The sequence below is a fragment of the Affinundibacterium nitidum genome (assembly GCF_014284155.1).
Classification (GTDB): domain Bacteria; phylum Pseudomonadota; class Gammaproteobacteria; order Burkholderiales; family Burkholderiaceae_D; genus Undibacterium; species Undibacterium nitidum.
The window spans coordinates 230,653-249,269 of record NZ_JACOFZ010000002.1 but is presented as its reverse complement, the minus strand read 5'-3'; the positions used below and the strand labels follow the sequence as shown (position 1 = coordinate 249,269).

The window sequence follows — 18,617 nt, the reverse complement described above, 5'->3', positions numbered from 1 at the left end:
ATCAATTGCTGAGGTAAAAAGGCGAAAACATTACATCACTAGTGCTCGCCAGATGCCGCAAAATCAGCAATGACTGAATTAAGTTCAAAAGAAAAATAGGGAAAACTATGTTGCTTTGGTTGGCAGAACTTTTTAAACAAGACATCGGCTTCATGCGTGTGTTTGGTTTTATTACCTTTCGTGCCGTGTTTGCGACGATGACGGCGATTTCGATTGGTCTAATTGCAGGGCCGGCCGTGATTCGCATGTTGACGCGGATGAAGGTGGGGCAAGCTGTTCGTACTGACGGACCGCAAACGCATTTGGTGAAATCAGGTACGCCAACGATGGGCGGTGCTTTGATCTTAATTGCCATCGGTATTTCCACTTTGTTGTGGTCTGATTTGAGCAATCGTTTTGTCTGGGTTGTATTGATTGTGACTTTAGGTTTTGGAGCAATTGGTTGGGTCGATGATTACCGCAAAGTCGTCTACCGTGATCCGAATGGTATGGCTTCACGTGAGAAGTTCTTTTGGCAATCATTGATTGGTATCGTCGCGGCAGTGTATTTGGCGTTTTCTGTTTCAGCACCGACTAATACCAAAGTGATGGAATTGTTTGTCGCTTGGGTACAGTCCGGTTTTAGTTTGGATTTGCCACCGAAAGCCGATTTGATTATTCCTTTCTTCAAGACTTTCAACTATCCGCTCGGCGTGTGGGGTTTCATCGCTTTAACTTTTTGCGTCATCGTTGGCACCAGTAATGCAGTGAATCTAACCGATGGTCTCGATGGTTTAGCGATCATGCCTACGATCATGGTCGGTTCAGCTTTAGGATTGTTTGCGTATTTGACTGGTCATGCTGGATATTCAAAATACCTGTTGATTCCTTACATCCCAGGTGCTGGTGAATTACTGATTTTCTGTGGTGCCATGGCGGGAGCAGGCTTAGCGTTCTTGTGGTTCAACGCACATCCGGCGCAAGTGTTTATGGGTGACGTCGGTGCTTTAGCTCTAGGCGGTGCACTTGGGACTGTGGCTGTTATCGTACGTCAAGAAGTCGTGTTATTCATCATGGGCGGGATTTTTGTGGTGGAGACCTTTTCGGTCATGCTGCAAGTCACGTACTTCAAATACACGAAGCGCAAATTTGGTGTGGGTAAACGGTTGTTCTTGATGGCGCCTTTACATCATCACTTCGAACAAAAAGGTTGGAAGGAAACGCAAGTGGTCGTGCGTTTCTGGATTATCACCATGTTATTAGTGTTGTTGGGTTTGGCTTCGCTGAAGTTACGTTAAGAACCCACAAAACGAAGAGAAGAAAGTAAGAGAGAAAATACGGCAATGAATTTTTCGGACAAACGTATCTTAATTGTCGGGCTCGGTGAGTCAGGTCTGGCAATGGCGAAGTGGTTAGCGCGCGCTGGTGCGAAGTTGCGTGTTGCTGATACGCGTACGCAGCCTGATCGTTTGAGTCAACTGCCTAGTGTCGCTGCTGAGGCTCAATTCATTGGTGGAAGTTTGACCGCTGGCTTACTGGATGAAATCGACTTTGTTTTTGTGAGCCCTGGTTTGGCACCGCATGGCGATTTGAAAGTGGTAATCGAGCGCGCTCAAGAATTACAAGTGCCTGTATGGGGGGAATTAGAATTATTTTCTCTGGCCCTCCTCGAGCTCAAAGATACGCAGCAATACGAGCCTAAATTGATCGCGATTACGGGAACGAATGGTAAAACTACCGTCACCAGTTTGACCGGTCAACTGTGCGCACGCGCTGGATTGCAAACTAAAGTTGCTGGCAATATCAGCCCGTCGATGTTGGATGTGCTGTGCGACTGTGTGGACGCTAATACACTCCCACAGGTCTGGGTTCTAGAACTGTCAAGTTTCCAACTGCATAGCAGCCAGAGTTTTAATCCAAATGTCGCGACTGTACTCAATGTGACACAAGATCATCTCGATTGGCACGGCGACATGAAGAGCTATTGCGATGACAAAGCCAAGATTTTCGGTGCGAACACGTTGCAAGTCGTCAATCGTGATGACCCACAAGTGATGGCGATGGTGAAGCCTGGCAATCAAGATTTCATCAGCTTCGGATTCGATGCTCCAAGTCTTGACGGTGAGTTTGGTTTGCTGCATGAGACTGGCATGACATGGTTGGCTTGTGCGACGGCGCATGAGGAAGAGCAAACCAGCAGTCGCAAACGTAAGAAAGATGCGCAAGAAGTGCCGGTCATGATTTCTCGTTTGATGCCAGCTGATGCCTTAAAAATTCGCGGTCAACATAATGCTAGCAATGCTTTAGCTGCATTGGCCTTATGCCGTGGCATAGGTTTGCCTTTGGCGCCACTCTTGCATGGTTTGCGTGACTACAAAGGTGAGCCGCATCGTGTTGAGTTGGTCAATACCATCGCAGACGTCAATTATTTTGACGATAGTAAAGGCACCAATGTAGGCGCGACGGTTGCCGCATTGCGTGGCCTCGGGGCAGAAGCCGGTGGCGATACACCTCGTATTATTTTGTTGGCAGGCGGCGATGGCAAAGGGCAAGATTTCTCTCCTTTGGCGAAGCCTGTCATGCAATATGTCAAAGCGGTCTATTTGATCGGCAAAGATGCTGGAGCGATCCGTGCTGTATTGCAAGAAACATCGGTTGCTTTGACTGATTGCGGCAGCTTGGAAGACGCTGTTGCGCAAGCAGCTGATGTGGCGCAAGCGGGCGATATCGTGTTGCTCTCCCCAGCCTGCGCTAGTCTCGACATGTTTAAAAATTATGCGCATCGTGCACAAGTATTTATTGATGCGGTGCGTGAAGTTGCCTTGAACAAAGGAGAGATCTGCTGATGAAACAGCTACTCCTCAATTTGAATCAATGGCGTCCGTTTGGCAAAAGCCAAGCGTCGACCCATTTTGTGCAGCGTTCAAAAATGATGGAGTACGACCAACCTTTGGTGTGGGTGACTCTGATTTTGATGGTCTTCGGTATGGTAATGGTGTATTCGGCATCGATCTCATTACCTGATTCACCGAAGTACGCCAGCTACAAAAATACGCATTTTCTGTTTCGCCAAGCAACCTTTATCCTGATCTCGATCGTGGTCAGTTTTATTGTCTTCCGTATTCGCGTGGAGGACTGGCAAAAAGCAGCTCCTTACTTGTTTATCTTTACCTTAATTCTTTTGGTCTTGGTTTTGATCCCTGGTATCGGTAAAGGCGTTAATGGCGCTAAGCGTTGGTTGGCGTTTAAAGGTTTCAATTTGCAGCCCTCAGAATTGATGAAACTTTTTATGGTTTTGTATGCAGCGGATTACACCGTTCGTAAACAGGAATACATGCATAAGCTGACCAAGGGTTTCTTACCGATGATGATTACGGTAGCCGTGCTTGGACTGTTACTGTTGTTGGAGCCAGACTTAGGTGCGTTCGGCGTAATCGTTTGTATCGCCATGGGTATCCTGTTTTTGGGTGGCATTAATGGCATTTGGTTTGGTGGAATTGCAGCGACACTGATCGGAATTTTTACCTCGGTTATTTTGTTATCACCGTGGCGCAGGGAACGTATCTTCGCTTACCTCGATCCGTTTCAAGAAGATAATGCCTTGGGTAAAGCCTACCAGTTGACGCATTCATTAATTGCTTTTGGCCGTGGTGAGCTATTTGGTGTGGGCTTGGGCGCTAGCGTCGAAAAATTACACTACTTGCCGGAAGCACATACTGACTTCTTAATGGCAGTAATCGGCGAAGAATTAGGCTTCGTTGGCGTCGTAACGGTGATCTTTTTGTTCTACTGGATCATCAAACGCGCTTTCGATATCGGACGTCAAGCAATCGTACTCGATGCAACTTTTGCAGGCTTGGCCGCCAAAGGTATTGGTATCTGGATAGGGGTGCAGACGTTCATCAATATGGGCGTAAATCTCGGCATCTTGCCAACGAAGGGCTTGACCTTACCGCTCATGAGTTATGGCGGATCGGGTGTGTTAATTAACTGTATTGGTTTGACTTTGTTACTCAGAATTGATTATGAAAATCGGGTGATGATGCGTGGAGGCCGGCCATGAGCACGAATCCAAAAGCAAAACATCTGATGGTGATGGCGGCAGGCACGGGTGGGCATATTTTCCCCGGTATTGCGATTGCTCAAGAAATGCAAAAGCGTGGTTGGACCGTCTCTTGGTTAGGTACAAAAATCGGAATGGAAGCCGAGATTGTAGCGAAGCACGGCATTGCCATGGACCAACTCGATTTTAGCGGTTTGCGCGGCAAGGGTTTGAAACACAGTGTGGTCGGCGGATTGAAGTTGTTAGCAAGTTTCTTCGCGTGCTTCGGCATTATGGCGAAACGCCAACCGCAGGTGGTGTTGGGGATGGGTGGTTACGTCACCGTGCCCGGCGGTATTAGTGCAGCATTGACGGGGAGACCTGTTATTTTGATGAACGCTGACGCACCCATGCTGTTGTCGAACAAGGCGCTTAAGCCATTCGCAAGAAAATTGATGTTCGGTCTGCCCTCGGCGATTCCTCATGCTGACCCTAAATGTGTTTTTACAGGAAATCCGATTCGCAGTGATATTACGAACTTAGCAGCACCACAGCAGCGTTACGCTGAGCGTCAGGGACCTTTGCGGGTGTTGGTGGTGGGAGGTAGTTTGGGCGCGAAGGCACTCAATGAATGTGTGCCGCAAGCTTGGGCCTTGATGCCTGAAGATCAGCGTCCATTGATTACCCATCAGTCAGGCAAGCAACATGTCGAAGCTTTGCGTGCGCGTTATCGTGAGTTGGGTGTGGAAGCCGAAGTGCTCGACTTTATTCATGATATGCCACGCCGTTATGCAGAAGTAGATTTGGTGATTTGCCGCGCAGGCGCGATTACTGTTTCTGAGTTAACCGCAGCGGGAGTCGCGAGTGTATTGGTACCTTTGGTCGCTTCAAGTACCTCGCACCAACGAGCGAATGCTGAATGGTTGAGCGCAGAAGGGGGGGCGATTCACTTCCCGCAAGTGGAAATGACACCACAGAAATTGGCAGACCTTGTGTTGGCGACAGATCGTGCGAAATGTGTTGAGTTGGCAGAGGCGGCTTACCTTTTGGGTAAGCGCGAAGCTACGACAACGATTGCCACAATATTGGAACAAATAGCGTAAGTTTGAGACGGTTAAGCGAGAGAAATTATGAAGCACAAAGTTAAACATCTGCATTTTGTCGGCATCGGTGGCTCCGGTATGAGCGGCATCGCGGAAGTCTTGCTCAATCTCGGCTACGTGATTTCAGGTTCAGACTTGGGTAGCAATGCAGCTTCTCAGCGCTTGGCGAGTTTGGGCGCCAAAGTGATGTTGGGACACGCCGCCGAAAATATTGAAGGTGCGGATGCTGTCGTGACTTCAACGGCGGTAAAGGCGGATAACCCTGAAGTGGTGGCCGCACGTGAGAAGCATATTCCTATCGTGCCACGCGCTTTGATGCTCACGGAGTTGATGCGCTTAAAAAGCGGGATTGCGATTGCAGGGACACACGGCAAGACCACGACGACAAGTTTGGTCGCTAGTATTTTGGCAGAAGGTGGTTTAGATCCTACTTTTGTTATTGGTGGTTTGCTTAACAGCGCTGGTGCGAATGCTAAGCTGGGAAGTGGTGAATTTATCGTCGCTGAAGCAGATGAGTCTGACGCATCTTTTCTGAATTTACTTCCAGTGATCGAAGTAATTACGAACATTGATGCCGATCACATGGAAACTTATGAACATGATTTCGGTAAGCTAAAACAAGCTTTCGTCGATTTCACACAACGGTTACCGTTTTACGGCGTGGCGATGTTGTGTATGGACGACCCAGTGATTCGCGAAATCATGCCACGTATCAGTAAGCCTATCGTTACTTATGGTTTTCATGAAGAAGCGGAAGTGCGCGCTACTAACGCCTACGCTGCGGACGGTAAGATGCATTTTACAGTCGTACAAGTGGGCTACCCAGATATGCAAGTGAGTTTGAATCAGCCTGGTATGCATAATGTGCAAAACGCTTGCGCGGCAATTGCGATTGCGCGTGAAGTCGGTGTGGCCGATGAAGCGACACAAAAAGCACTTAGTGAATTTAATGGCGTCGGCCGACGCTTTACACGTTACGGCGAAATCCCATTGGCGAGCGGTGGTAGTTTTGCTTTGGTTGATGACTACGGACATCATCCAGTCGAAATGGCAGCAACTTTGGCAGCAGCGCGTGGCGCCTATCCAGGACGCCGTTTGGTCTTGGCGTTTCAGCCGCATCGTTACACCCGCACTCGTGATCTGTTCGAAGATTTCGTCAAAGTCATGTCGACTGCCGATGTAGTTGTCTGCGCCGAAGTGTACGCGGCAGGCGAGGCACCTATTGTGGCAGCCGACGGTCGTGCAATGACTAGAGCGATTCGGGTATTGGGAAAAGTAGAGCCTGTATTTGTTGAAAATATTCAAGAAATGCCAAATAGCTTGTTGCAAGTATTGCGTGATGGCGACGTTTTAATGGTCATGGGAGCAGGTTCTATTAGCGCTGTCCCAGGTAAATTGGCCGGTAAGCACTAAGAAACCAATTGAGTCAGTAAGTGGGTGCGTAAGTAAGCCAATAAAAATAGCAAAAAAGCGAAGAAGTACAAAATACAGATAGGAAAATGTATATGAAAGAAGCGATGGGTAAAGTTGGTGTTTTGTTTGGTGGACGGTCCGCGGAACGGGAAGTTTCCATCATGTCTGGCACCGGTGTATTGAATGCTCTGCGTAGTCGCGGCATTGATGCGCATCCATTTGATCCTGCTGAACGTAGTTTGGCTGAATTGGCCGCGGAAAAATTCGATCGAGTATTCATTGCCTTGCACGGTCGTTACGGTGAAGACGGTAGTTTGCAAGGAGCGCTTGAACAGCTTGGTATTCCTTACACCGGTAGCGGCGTAATGGCTTCCTCGATCGCGATGGATAAAATTTTTAGTAAGAAAATCTGGCTATATCACGGCCTCACGACGCCAGCCTATGCAGTACTGGATGCTAAGACAGATTTGCAAAAAGTGACCGAGCAACTTGGCCTACCCTTGATCGTTAAACCGCCACATGAAGGCTCTACGATAGGCATCACTAAAGTCAAAGCGGCAGCTGAGATTGATACAGCTTACGCATTGGCGGCCAAGTTTGATGAAGAAGTATTGGCGGAAGAGTTTATTCAAGGTCGTGAATTGACGGTTGCTGTCTTAGGTCGTGGTGCTGATGCTTACGCGTTGCCTTTAATTGAAATCGTGGCGCCGGACGGAAATTACGATTATCAAAATAAGTACTTTACCGATGACACTAAATATTTGTGCCCAGCACCGATTGACGCGGATTTGACTAAAGAGATTCAAGCGATGTGTGTGGAAGCTTATCGTGCAGTCGGTTGCGAAGGTTGGGCTCGTATCGACGTTTTGGTGCGTGCGCGTGATAACAAGCCATTCCTGATTGAAATTAATACTTCGCCAGGAATGACAGGGCACTCTTTAGTACCGATGGCGGCACGCGCGGCAGGCATGAGTTATGAAGATGTGTGTGTAGAGATCTTGAAAACAGCGCGTTTGAAGATTGTTTCGGATTCGCAATAAGTTTTGGTGAAAATAAGATCTCTGTATGTGGCATGACGTAAAACTTCTCAACGCGACGGCAAATGTTTTGTTTAGTTTCGTCTTGGCTGCTGTATTGGGTTCTGCAGTGTGGTGGGTAATCCATCGTCCTGTATTTGAGTTAAGTGCGGTAAGAGTAGAAGGAAAACAGAACAAAGATTTACGTCACGTGAATGCGTTGACGATTCGTGATCAAGCGATTCCCAGAATACAAGGAAACTTCTTCACCACGAATCTCGATCAAGTAAAGGTGGCATTTGAATCAGTTCCTTGGGTCAGAAAAGCGAGCGTGCAGCGAGTTTGGCCGAATCGCTTGTTAGTGCAGATCGAAGAACATGAAGTCCTCGGCACTTGGGGCGAAGATGGAAGGCTGATTTCAGTCTTGGGTGATGTGTTCACGGCCAACTTGGCTGAGGCCGAAGATGACGTCCAATTGATCAGCCTAAGTGGTCCGGATGGAAGTGAGAAAGAAGTATTGCAACAGTATCGTTTGTTTAAAGATTGGTTCTCCGCATTGGAGTTGAAGCCAGAAGCGGTGCAGTATTCCAGTCGTTATGCGTGGAGTGTGCAACTTGATGGTGGCTTGCATATCGAGCTTGGTCGATTGCAGGACGCGAATAGTTTGAAGAAAAGGGTCGATCAGTTGTTACGGGTTTATCCACAGTTGACGACACGTTTAGGCGACAAGATTGTGAGTGTAGATATGCGCTATCCCAATGGTTTAGCGCTCAAAACGAGTAAGACAAGTAAGCCAGCAGCAGTAGTCAAGAAGCCTTGAATTTGAGTAGCGAGTGATAGATTCAAGTGAGTAAGAACAGTATTTTGGTAGACGATAAAACGCAAAACGTTTCAATAAAATAGTAAGTGGAATGATATGACAAAAGACGCAAAAAACCTGATCGTCGGTCTCGATATCGGCACCTCTAAGATCGTTGCGGTAGTGGCAGAAGTCATGCCAGACGGCCGTCATGAAGTGATCGGCTTGGGTCAGCACGAATCAAAGGGGCTGAAAAAAGGTGTGGTGGTCAATATTGAGGCCACGGTGGAATCAATACAACGAGCGCTTGAAGAAGCCGAGTTGATGGCTGATTGCAAGATTCGCACTGTCTACACTGGTATTGCCGGTAGTCATATCCGTAGCTTTAATTCCAGCGGCATGGTGGCGATTAAAGACAAAGAAGTTACCGCGATGGACGTATCGCGAGTGATTGAGACGGCGAAGGCAGTCAATATTCCAACAGATCAGCAGTTGCTGCACACCTTGCCGCAGGAATTTATCGTCGATAGTCAAGACGATGTGCGCGAGCCAATCGGTATGAGTGGTATTCGCTTAGAGGTGAAAGTTCATATTGTGACAGGTGCCGTGTCGGCGGTCCAAAACATCGTTAAATGTGTGCGTCGTTGTGGTCTCGAAGTTTCTGATTTGATTTTGCAACCCATGGCATCAGCCGACGCTGTGCTTACCAACGACGAAAAAGAATTAGGCGTGGTCTTGATCGATATCGGTGGTGGTACCACTGATGTGGCTGTGTTTAGCGAAGGTTCGATTCGCCATACAGCGGTGATTCCAATCGCTGGCGATCAAATTACCAATGATATTGCGATGGCATTGCGCACACCGACTTCCGAAGCGGAGGAAATCAAGCTACGTTTTGGCGTGGCGAAACAGGTGCTGGCCGATCCTGCAGATACGCTCGAAGTGCCTGGTCTCGGCGATCGTGGCCCACGTTCTTTGTCGCGCCAAGCTTTGGCTGCTGTGATCGAACCACGCGTTGAAGAATTATTCGCCTTGGTTCATCAAGTGGTTCGTGAGTCCGGTTACGAAGATGTCCTTTCTTCAGGCATCGTGTTAACCGGTGGTTCATCCACCATGCAAGGTATGGTGGAGATGGCTGAAGATATTTTCCTGAAACCTGCGCGTTTAGGCATGCCCGTGTATTCAGGACAGTTGGCAGACGTGGTGCGTAGCCCGCGTTATGCGACCGTGTTGGGTTTGTTGTTGGAGGCAAAAAAGCAGTACATGCGAGGTCATATTGTGACGCGTCAAGCAGGGTCGGCGAGCGCAGTTTGGCAGCGTATGAAGGAGTGGTTTCAAGGGAATTTCTGATTTACGCATTTTTTTGAAAAAAATTGTTTGTTTTCGAGACGAAATGAGGCGATTTACCGCAGATTTTTCACAATTTTTTGCGGTAATCATTTTATAATGGTGTTTACTACAGTTTTTATTCGCTAGACGTCACATCGGGTGAGGGTTAGCGACTGAAATCTGCCTAATGGGGGATTCATGATGGAGTTCGATATGGTCGATAACGCTACACAAGGCACAGTGATCAAAGTCGTTGGTGTCGGTGGAGCAGGTGGTAACGCGGTTCAGCACATGATTAACAAAGGTGTTTCTGGCGTAGAGTTCATCGCTGCTAACACCGATGCACAAGCGCTGGCGCAATCTAATGCACACAATGTGATTCAAATCGGTGAAACTGGTTTGGGCGCAGGGATGAAACCTGAAGTAGGTCGTCAGCTTGCAGAAGATTCACGTTCACGTATTGAAGATGCATTACGCGGCGCGCACATGGTATTTATCGCTGCTGGTATGGGTGGTGGTACAGGTACTGGCGCTGCTCCCGTAGTTGCGCAAATCGCCAAAGAGCAAGGTGCTTTGACAGTCGCTGTGGTTTCCAAACCATTCTCTTACGAAGGTAAGAAATGCATGGACATCGCTGACGAAGGTCTCGATGCTTTATCCAAGCATGTCGATTCTCTGATCATCATCCTCAACGAAAAACTTGAAGAGATTTACGAAGATGACAGCATGATCGAATGGCTGGGCCACGCTGACAACGTTCTCAACAACGCTGTAGCTGGTATCGCTGAAATCATCAACGTTCCTGGTCATATCAACGTCGACTTTAATGACGTGAAGACGATTATGGGCGAACAAGGTAAAGCAATGATGGGTACGGCAACGGCTTCTGGTGTTGATCGTGCACGTATCGCTGCAGAACAAGCAGTGGCATCTCCATTGTTGGATGGCATTGATTTGTCTGGCGCACGTGGTGTGTTGGTGAACGTCACTGCAAGCCGCAGTCTCAAAGGTAAAGAAATTAAAGAAGTCATGGCTGCCGTTCGCGCTTTCGCTGCTCCAGATGCATCGATTGCACAAGGTATCGCTTACGATGAGAGCATGGGCGACGATATCCGTGTAACAGTAGTCGCAACAGGTTTGGGCCGTGGCAAGAAAAATATCCAGTTGGTGCAAACACCAATGCTGCGCACAGGTACTCACGACGAGCCTATGATGATGGCAACACCAGTTGCTGCATCTGCTGCGAAAACGACGACGAGTGCAAGTGCAGGCTTCGATACTTTGACTAAGCCAGCAGTATGGCGTCACTCTGCAACTGAACAAGTACGTGCATTAGAGAAGAATGGTATGGAAACGTATGACATTCCTGCTTTCTTACGCAAACAAGCAGACTAATCTTGAAATAAGATCGCCTTCGCTAAGTTTTAAACTTGAGCGTTTGGTGGATAAAAAAAGAAGTTAAAAACGCCAACCGAGAGGTTGGCGTTTTGCTTTCTGCAGGAAAATTTTGTTTCAGGCATACTTGCGGTTCGCCCGAGAATTCTCAATTGAGGCGGGCAGGAATTTGGTAGTTCACAAAAGTTCATTTAGCTAATTCAGTTTACTTTAGGGAGTTCATTATGACCATTAAGATCGGTGACACATTGCCAGCAGCTAGCCTTGCAGAATTTATCGAAGTCGAAACAGAAGGCTGCTCTTTAGGCCCGAATACTTTTAATGTTGCCGATCTTGCCAAAGGCAAAACCATCGCCATTTTCGGTCTGCCAGGTGCTTACACTCCAACTTGCTCTGCCAAACACGTTCCAGGCTATGTCGAACATGCGGCTGCTTTGAAAGCAAAGGGTGTAGATGAAATTTGGTGTGTTTCCGTTAATGATGCGTTTGTGATGGGTGCATGGGGTCGCGATCAAAAAGCCACTGGCATCGTACGTATGATGGCAGACGGCAATGCAGCTTTCAGCAAAGCCCTCGGCCTCGATGCTGATTTCAGTAAATTTGGTATGGGCACACGCTCACAACGCTACTCTATGGTGGTTGTCGATGGCGTGGTAAAACACCTGAATGTTGAAGAGGGTGGTGCATTTGCGGTGTCCAATGCAGAAACGATGTTGGCACAATTAGCTTAAGCTCCTCGTTCCACCAGCAAAAGCGCACTCATTCGGGTGCGCTTTTTTGCTATCAGAAATGCTATGAAAAGCGCAATGTTACAAGTGTCCTTGTGCGTAAAACCAGATCGACGTTTATAATCTCGGAATGCTAAAACAAAGAACGATTAAACAAGAGGTTAAGACCATTGGTGTTGGAGTTCACTCTGGCACTAAGGTGACGCTTACCCTAAAACCAGCGCCTGTGGATACAGGTATTGTTTTTACACGCGTTGATTTGACGCCGCCTGTCGTTTTTCCAGCGACCGCACTCAACATCGGCGATACGAAAATGGCCTCCACCTTAACTAAGGATGGAGCCAAAGTGTCAACGGTGGAGCATTTGCTTTCAGCGTGTGCGGGCCTAGGCATCGATAACTTGTTTATTGATGTCAGTGCGGAAGAAATTCCTATTATGGATGGTTCTGCATCGTCTTTTGTTTATCTCATCCAGCAAGGCGGTCTGCAAGAGCAAGAGGCCGCCAAGAAATTTATCCGAGTGTTAAAACCGGTGGAAATCCGCGAAGGAAGCGGCAAGTCTGAAAAGTGGGCGCGCCTGGAACCTTATGATGGTTTTAAGCTCAGTTTCTTTATTGAGTTCAATCATCCAGCGGTTGATGGCACCGCACAAACTGCGGTAGTTGATTTCGAAAAAGTGTCTTACGTAAAAGATGTCGCACGTGCCCGCACGTTTGGGTTCATGCAAGACGTAGAAATGCTACGCGGCATCGGTTTGGCGCGTGGCGGATCGCTCGAAAACGCTATCGTGATGGACGAGTATCGCATTTTGAATGCCGACGGCTTGCGCTTTGATGATGAGTTCGTGCGACACAAAATCTTGGACGCGATTGGCGATTTGTATTTAATCGGACATCCATTTTTGGCAAGTTATACTGCGCACAAATCTGGTCATGGTCTGAATAACCAATTATTACGGGTATTGCTGTCACAACCAGATGCCTACGAGATCGTTAGTTTTGACGAAATTGCAAATGCGCCAATTTCCTATTCTCATTTAGATCAGCGTGAATGGGCTTTAAATTAGAGTAAAGCTTCCGATTTTCTTGGCCAGTAAACTGCGTCCAAAGGCTTTCATTTCACACCATTTCTACTCAACATCCGAGCTAAAGCAGCCTTTAGCGCCTCGTTTTGAGGTGTTGTCTCCAAGCTATCCTCTAGTGTCTTAAAGGCATTTAGTGCGGACGGAGTAAGTAGTGCTTGTTTGACAGCTTGTTGTTTTTCAACTGTCTTTTTGACTTGTACTTTGATTCTGATTGCGTTAATCTGCCAGCCTCGATGTTGCAAATGGGCTAGTAATTTCGGCAGTTGTTGCTTTAATTTGCTGGCGATGGCCGCATTTGGTGCGGAGAGTACAAGTTGATCTTCATGTAGATTTAGTACTTCGCAGTGGCCAAATATGGGTGGAAGAAAGCTTTCACATTCTTTTTGAAGCGAAATGTTTCGCTTCACTGTAGGCAAAAGCGGCGATAGTTTATCGCTCTGTTGTAAGAAACTAGAAATGCCAGGCGCACTTGCAGGTTTCTTGCCACGCTTAATATTTAATCGATAAGGTTGTTGAGGTGATTGCATAGCAGCACATTACCACAGCTATCTTTATTGGTCACGGAGGCATCTTTAATGCAAGTAATTATTATGCATTCTCGCTTGACGCAAGCCAAGTCGGTGACGCTGTCGTCCAAGCATTTGATTAGCTTTCTGCTAGTGTTTTTTGTTGTATCTGTTCTGTGTGCGGTGGCCTTGATGTCTGTGACCGCACGTCTTGCGGCCAACGATTCTAAGTTGGCAAAAGCTCTGATGCCCGAATCCTTGATGCCAGGTGGAGTGGCGACCGTCACGACCAACGATAAATATCTCAAAGAAAACCTAGCAGCGATGGCTGCGAAGTTGGGCGAAATGCAAGCACAACTGATCCGTCTTGATGCTTTAGGTGAGCGTGTGCAAGGCTTAGCGGGTGTCAAACCAGAAGAGTTTAATTTCAAAGAGCCGCCAGGACGTGGCGGTGTTGAAGTGCCTGTGATTAAGCCAGACTTGAGTTTGAATGATTTTCAACAGTCCCTTGATGTGATGGCGCGAGATGTGGGGTACCGCTCAGACTATCTGAATGTGGTCGAGTCAAAGTTAATGAGTTTTAAATTACAAGCAAAATTATTGCCAACTGTCGTTCCTGTTAACGTTGGCTATAACGCTTCGACTTTTGGACGCCGTATCGACCCATTCTCAGGACGTACGGCCTTCCATGAAGGTCTTGATTTCTCTGCGCCTACTGGCACGCCAATCGTTGCAGCGGCCGGTGGTGTGGTGATTGCCGCTGAATACCATCCAGAGTTCGGCAATATGCTAGAGATTGATCATGGTGGCGATATGATGACGCGTTACGCACATGCTTCGCGTTTGTATGCCAAGGTCGGTGATATTGTTAAACGTGGACAGCGAATTGCAGATATTGGTTCGACAGGGCGTTCGACCGGAGCGCATTTGCATTTTGAAGTGCGTATCAAAGGTATTCCACAAAACCCACATAAGTTCTTGAACGCAGGGAACGAAGGTGCGGATGTTTCGAAAATCGCAGCTTTAGTTAAATAATTATTTCTAAATAGTAATTTTTTATTCAGATCGTCGAAAAACACCCTCAAGCCAGCCTTGAAATTGTCTTTTTCGGCACCAAATCCACTCTGATCTCTTCTGTCGCCCTTCCATTTTTCCAGAAATGGGGTGGTGTCATGTTAAAATTAAAAGTTAGTCATATTTGCTGCGTTCAGTTGACGCAGTGTTTTAGAACCTTACTCATCACCAACACATAAGCATGTCATTCCTGACCAAAATATTCGGTAGTCGTAATCAGCGGCTCTTGAAACAATACCAAAAGATAGTGCGTGAAATTAACGCCTTAGAGCCAAAGTTGGAAGCACTGACTGATGAGCAACTGAAGGCTAAAACACCAGAGTTTAAAGAGCGTATTAGCAAGGGCGAGACGCTTGACGCCATTTTGCCTGAGGCATTTGCTGTTTGTCGCGAAGCAAGTAAACGTGTGCTGAAAATGCGCCATTTTGACGTTCAGATGATGGGCGGTATGGCTTTGCACTTCGGCAAAATCGCCGAAATGGGCACAGGGGAAGGTAAAACCTTGATGGCGACTTTGCCGATTTACTTGAATGCATTATCAGGTAAGGGCGTACACGTTGTTACGGTCAATGACTATTTGGCTCAGCGCGATGCCGAACAAATGGGGCAATTGTATGGCTGGTTGGGTTTGACGACAGGCGTTAACTTGTCGCAACTTGAGCACGATGCGAAGCAGACTGCCTACTCATCCGATGTCACTTACGGTACCAATAACGAATTTGGTTTCGACTATTTGCGTGACAACATGGTGTACGAAGCTAAAGACCGTGTACAACGTTCCTTGAATTTCGCGGTCGTTGATGAAGTCGACTCGATTTTGATCGATGAGGCGCGTACGCCGTTGATCATCTCCGGCCAAGCGGAAAACCATACAGAGTTGTATTACAAGATAAACGAAGTACCCAAGCTCTTAACTTTGCAAATCGGTGAAGAAACGCCAGACGGCAAAGGAGTGGTTGAAGTACCAGGTGACTACACTAAAGACGAAAAATCGCACCAAGTGTTGTTGACTGAAGCTGGTCACGACAAGGCTGAACGTATCTTGACACAGATGGGCTTGTTGCCAGAGGGCGCGTCTTTGTACGATGCAGCTAATATCTCCTTGGTACATCACTTGTACGCTGCTCTGCGCGCGCATGCTTTGTATTTTAAAGACCAACACTATGTGGTGTTGAACGATGAAATCGTGATTGTCGATGAATTTACTGGTCGTATGATGACAGGACGTCGTTGGTCAGATGGCTTGCATCAAGCAGTCGAAGCAAAAGAAGGTGTTCGTATTCAAAACGAAAACCAAACTTTGGCGTCGATCACGTTCCAAAATTATTTCCGTATGTATGCTCGCTTGTCGGGTATGACTGGTACGGCAGATACTGAAGCTTACGAATTCCAAGAAATCTATGGCTTGGAAACAGTGGTTATTCCGCCAAATAGGCCATCACAACGCAAAGATCGCCAAGATCAAGTCTATAAGTCATCGGAAGAAAAGTACGGTGCGATGCTGAAGGATATTCAGGATTGTTATGAACGCGGTCAACCAGTCTTGGTTGGTACGACATCGATCGAAAATTCAGAATTGTTGTCCAGTATTTTGGAAAAAGCGAAGTTGCCGCATAACGTGTTGAATGCGAAGCAGCATGCACGTGAAGCCGAAATTATTGCGCAAGCAGGTCGTCCAAAAGGCATTACGATCGCAACCAATATGGCGGGGCGCGGTACTGATATCGTCCTCGGTGGTAACGTCGCCAAGCAAGTACAATTAATCGAAGAATCGGCGACTCTATCCGATGCTGAGAAACAAGCGCAAGCAAAACAATTGCGTGATGAATGGCAGTCATTGCATGATCAAGTAGTAGCAGCGGGTGGTTTGCACATCGTTGGTACAGAGCGTCATGAATCCCGTCGCGTTGATAATCAGTTGCGCGGTCGTTCCGGTCGCCAAGGCGATCCAGGCTCTTCACGTTTCTACTTGTCCTTGGATGATGCTTTGTTGCGCATTTTCGCCGGTGATCGTGTTCGTGCGATCATGGACCGCTTGAAAATGCCAGAAGGTGAACCAATCGAAGCGGGTATCGTAAGCCGTTCTATTGAATCTGCACAGCGTAAAGTTGAGGCACGTAACTTCGATATTCGTAAGCAATTGCTCGAATATGATGACGTTGCTAATGATCAGCGTAAAGTCATCTACCAGCAACGTAATGAGTTACTGGAAGCGCATGACATGTCTGAGATGATGGCATCTTTGCGTGATGGTATGTTCCATGATTTGGTGCGCATGTATGTGCCTGACGAATCAGTGGAAGAGCAATGGGATTTGAAAGGTTTGCAAACACACTTAGCTGCTGAGTGGGCACTCGATATCAATTTAACTGGCTTGCTGGAAACCGAGCAAAACCTGACAGATGCGGACATCCTTGAGCGTGTAGTTGCTGCTGCAAAAGCCAATTACGATGCGAAAGTAGATTTGGTCGGTAAGGAATCTTTTGCAGGTTTCGAACGTAGTGTGATGCTGCAAAGTATTGATAGCCATTGGCGTGAACATTTGGCTGCCTTGGATCATTTGCGTCAAGGTATCCATTTGCGTGGTTATGCGCAAAAGAATCCTAAGCAAGAGTACAAGCGTGAGGCTTTCGAGTTATTTGGTCAAATGTTGGATATGATCAAAAACGAAGTGGTGCGCATTATCGTTACAGTTCGTATTCAATCTCGTGAAGAGATCGAAGCAGCGGAACAGCAATTGGCGCAATCTCAAGTCGAGAATGTCCATTATCAACATGCTGATTTTGATGCTAATGCATCTCCTGAAGAAATGTTGGCACCGAATCCAGTAGCGACGGACGACTCTCAGGCTTATGTGGAATCAGGCTGGAAGGTAGGACGCAATGATATGTGTCCTTGCGGCAGTGGTAAAAAGTTCAAGCAATGCCACGGCAAGTTAGCTTAAGCCTGCGCAATTAATAAATTTGAGAAAAGCGGTACGTGAAAACGTGCCGCTTTTTTTATGGCTCTTGTTCTAAGGATTTCGCCAGGGTGGCTTTCAGTTTTTGAAGTTGTGTTTCTAAAGCGTCGAAATCTTCAGTTTGGTAGTCTTCAAAGACTTGTCTGCCACCAGTCACGACTATAGGAAAGGCTTTGGCAAAGCTCTCTTCTCCGGCTGGAGTAAGTTTCACCCACAATTGTCTGCGGTCTTCACCACGCTCACGTTGGATCAGGCCTTTAGCCTCAAGGCGATCGAGCACACCTGTGAGGGTACCTTTGGTGATTAGAGTCTTATCACCTAAGTCTTTGCATGTCATGCCGGGGGTGTTGCCTAAAGTGGCAATAATGTCGAATTGAGAATCAGTGAAGCCCATCGCGCGTACGCGCTTGGATGACCCTTTTTCGAACAGTTGCATGCATTCTGAGAGGAGTCGGATGCTGCGCAAGTATCGTTTCTCTAACATATTGGAGAGTGTTGGAGAGGTGGTCGAATTGTTCGACCACCTCACTAATCAACTAAATGAATTGACTAGTTCGAATCAATCGATATGATTTAGTCGACTTTAGCTGCTTCTACTTGGATCGCCAATTTCACTTCTGGTGCGAAACCATAAGCAATCGCGTAGTTCAAACCGAAGTCTGTGCGTTTGAATTCCGCGCTCGCATCTGCACCGCAGATTTCGCGTTTTGTCATTGCATCTTGGATGCATTTGAATTTGTTGATCGTCAAATTCACTGGCTTCGTCACGCCCAACATCGTCAGCTCACCTTCAACTGCAACCAATTTGTCGCCATCAAATTTCAAAGCGGTGCTTTTGTATTTAATTGTTGGGAATTGCTCTACATTGAACATATCTTTGCTTTTAGCATGGCCATTCATTTTATCCATGCCAAAGTCGATGGAATCCGCAGCGATTTCAATATTGATCGAACCGGATTTCGCTGCACGATCCAAAGTCACAGTGCCACTTGTTTTCGTGAATTTGCCGCGCCAGAAAGAAATACCTTTATGGTCAGCTTCAAAACTTGGGAATGTGTGAGTTGGGTCGATTTTGTATGTTTGTGCGAAGCTTGGTGCTGCAACAGCGAACAAGGCGATTGCGAAGAAACGAGATAATTTCATGTTTTGACTCCTAAGTTAAAAGATGTGAACGATGCTCACAATAAAAG

At 47.1% G+C, this 18,617-nt stretch carries 16 protein-coding genes; 13 read left to right on the top strand and 3 right to left on the bottom strand.

What is annotated here, in order from left to right; genetic code table 11:
* Positions 1–107 precede the first annotated feature (107 nt).
* The 11 genes from mraY (at position 108) to lpxC (ending at position 12,870) form a co-directional block, all read left to right on the top strand.
* Positions 108–1,277, top strand: coding sequence for a phospho-N-acetylmuramoyl-pentapeptide-transferase (gene mraY, locus H8K36_RS08605; protein ID WP_186916056.1), 1,170 nt, complete (start codon positions 108–110; stop codon positions 1,275–1,277).
* Between the two features lie 45 nt (positions 1,278–1,322).
* Entirely contained in the window at positions 1,323–2,825 is a 1,503-nt protein-coding gene (gene murD, locus H8K36_RS08600) for a UDP-N-acetylmuramoyl-L-alanine--D-glutamate ligase (protein ID WP_186916057.1), read from the top strand.
* 83 nt (positions 2,826–2,908) lie between these two features.
* Positions 2,909–4,042: a putative lipid II flippase FtsW gene (gene ftsW, locus H8K36_RS08595; RefSeq protein WP_230404491.1), complete on the top strand. Its 1,134-nt coding sequence runs from the start codon at positions 2,909–2,911 to the stop codon at positions 4,040–4,042.
* Positions 4,039–5,124, top strand: coding sequence for an undecaprenyldiphospho-muramoylpentapeptide beta-N-acetylglucosaminyltransferase (murG, locus tag H8K36_RS08590; RefSeq protein ID WP_230404424.1), 1,086 nt, complete (start codon positions 4,039–4,041; stop codon positions 5,122–5,124). Before ftsW ends, murG begins: the two co-directional genes overlap by 4 nt.
* A gap of 27 nt (positions 5,125–5,151) precedes the next feature.
* Positions 5,152–6,537, top strand: coding sequence for a UDP-N-acetylmuramate--L-alanine ligase (murC, locus tag H8K36_RS08585; protein WP_186916059.1), 1,386 nt, complete (start codon positions 5,152–5,154; stop codon positions 6,535–6,537).
* 92 nt (positions 6,538–6,629) lie between these two features.
* Positions 6,630–7,577: a D-alanine--D-alanine ligase gene (locus tag H8K36_RS08580; RefSeq protein ID WP_370587138.1), complete on the top strand. Its 948-nt coding sequence runs from the start codon at positions 6,630–6,632 to the stop codon at positions 7,575–7,577.
* Positions 7,578–7,602: 25 nt separating this feature from the next.
* Complete coding sequence (locus tag H8K36_RS08575; protein WP_186916061.1) at positions 7,603–8,373, top strand: cell division protein FtsQ/DivIB; 771 nt, start codon at positions 7,603–7,605, stop codon at positions 8,371–8,373.
* Between the two features lie 96 nt (positions 8,374–8,469).
* Positions 8,470–9,702: a cell division protein FtsA gene (ftsA, locus tag H8K36_RS08570; protein ID WP_186916062.1), complete on the top strand. Its 1,233-nt coding sequence runs from the start codon at positions 8,470–8,472 to the stop codon at positions 9,700–9,702.
* A gap of 180 nt (positions 9,703–9,882) precedes the next feature.
* Positions 9,883–11,076, top strand: coding sequence for a cell division protein FtsZ (gene ftsZ / locus H8K36_RS08565; RefSeq protein ID WP_186916313.1), 1,194 nt, complete (start codon positions 9,883–9,885; stop codon positions 11,074–11,076).
* A gap of 224 nt (positions 11,077–11,300) precedes the next feature.
* Entirely contained in the window at positions 11,301–11,807 is a 507-nt protein-coding gene (locus tag H8K36_RS08560) for a peroxiredoxin (RefSeq protein WP_186916063.1), read from the top strand.
* 127 nt (positions 11,808–11,934) lie between these two features.
* Entirely contained in the window at positions 11,935–12,870 is a 936-nt protein-coding gene (lpxC, locus tag H8K36_RS08555; RefSeq protein ID WP_186916064.1) for a UDP-3-O-acyl-N-acetylglucosamine deacetylase, read from the top strand.
* Positions 12,871–12,917: 47 nt separating this feature from the next.
* On the opposite strand, the gene H8K36_RS08550 is transcribed toward lpxC, so the two are convergent.
* Positions 12,918–13,415: a DciA family protein gene (locus H8K36_RS08550; protein ID WP_186916065.1), complete on the bottom strand. Its 498-nt coding sequence runs from the start codon at positions 13,413–13,415 to the stop codon at positions 12,918–12,920.
* Between the two features lie 48 nt (positions 13,416–13,463).
* On the opposite strand from H8K36_RS08550, the gene H8K36_RS08545 reads away from it, so the two are divergent.
* Together H8K36_RS08545 and secA are read left to right on the top strand one after the other, a co-directional pair.
* The gene (locus H8K36_RS08545) at positions 13,464–14,429 is read left to right on the top strand and encodes a M23 family metallopeptidase (RefSeq protein ID WP_186916066.1); all 966 of its coding nucleotides are present in this window, start codon (positions 13,464–13,466) and stop codon (positions 14,427–14,429) included.
* Between the two features lie 220 nt (positions 14,430–14,649).
* Positions 14,650–17,412, top strand: a complete 2,763-nt coding sequence (gene secA, locus H8K36_RS08540; RefSeq protein WP_186916067.1) for a preprotein translocase subunit SecA — start codon at positions 14,650–14,652, stop codon at positions 17,410–17,412.
* 55 nt (positions 17,413–17,467) lie between these two features.
* Here secA and H8K36_RS08535 read toward each other — a convergent pair whose 3' ends face one another.
* Positions 17,468–17,863 (bottom strand): MarR family winged helix-turn-helix transcriptional regulator, encoded by a 396-nt coding sequence (locus H8K36_RS08535; RefSeq protein ID WP_186916068.1) that lies wholly within the window; start codon positions 17,861–17,863, stop codon positions 17,468–17,470.
* 137 nt (positions 17,864–18,000) lie between these two features.
* A complete protein-coding gene (locus H8K36_RS08530) occupies positions 18,001–18,570 on the bottom strand; it encodes a YceI family protein (protein WP_186916069.1) in 570 nt (189 codons plus the stop codon).
* Positions 18,571–18,617 lie beyond the last annotated feature (47 nt).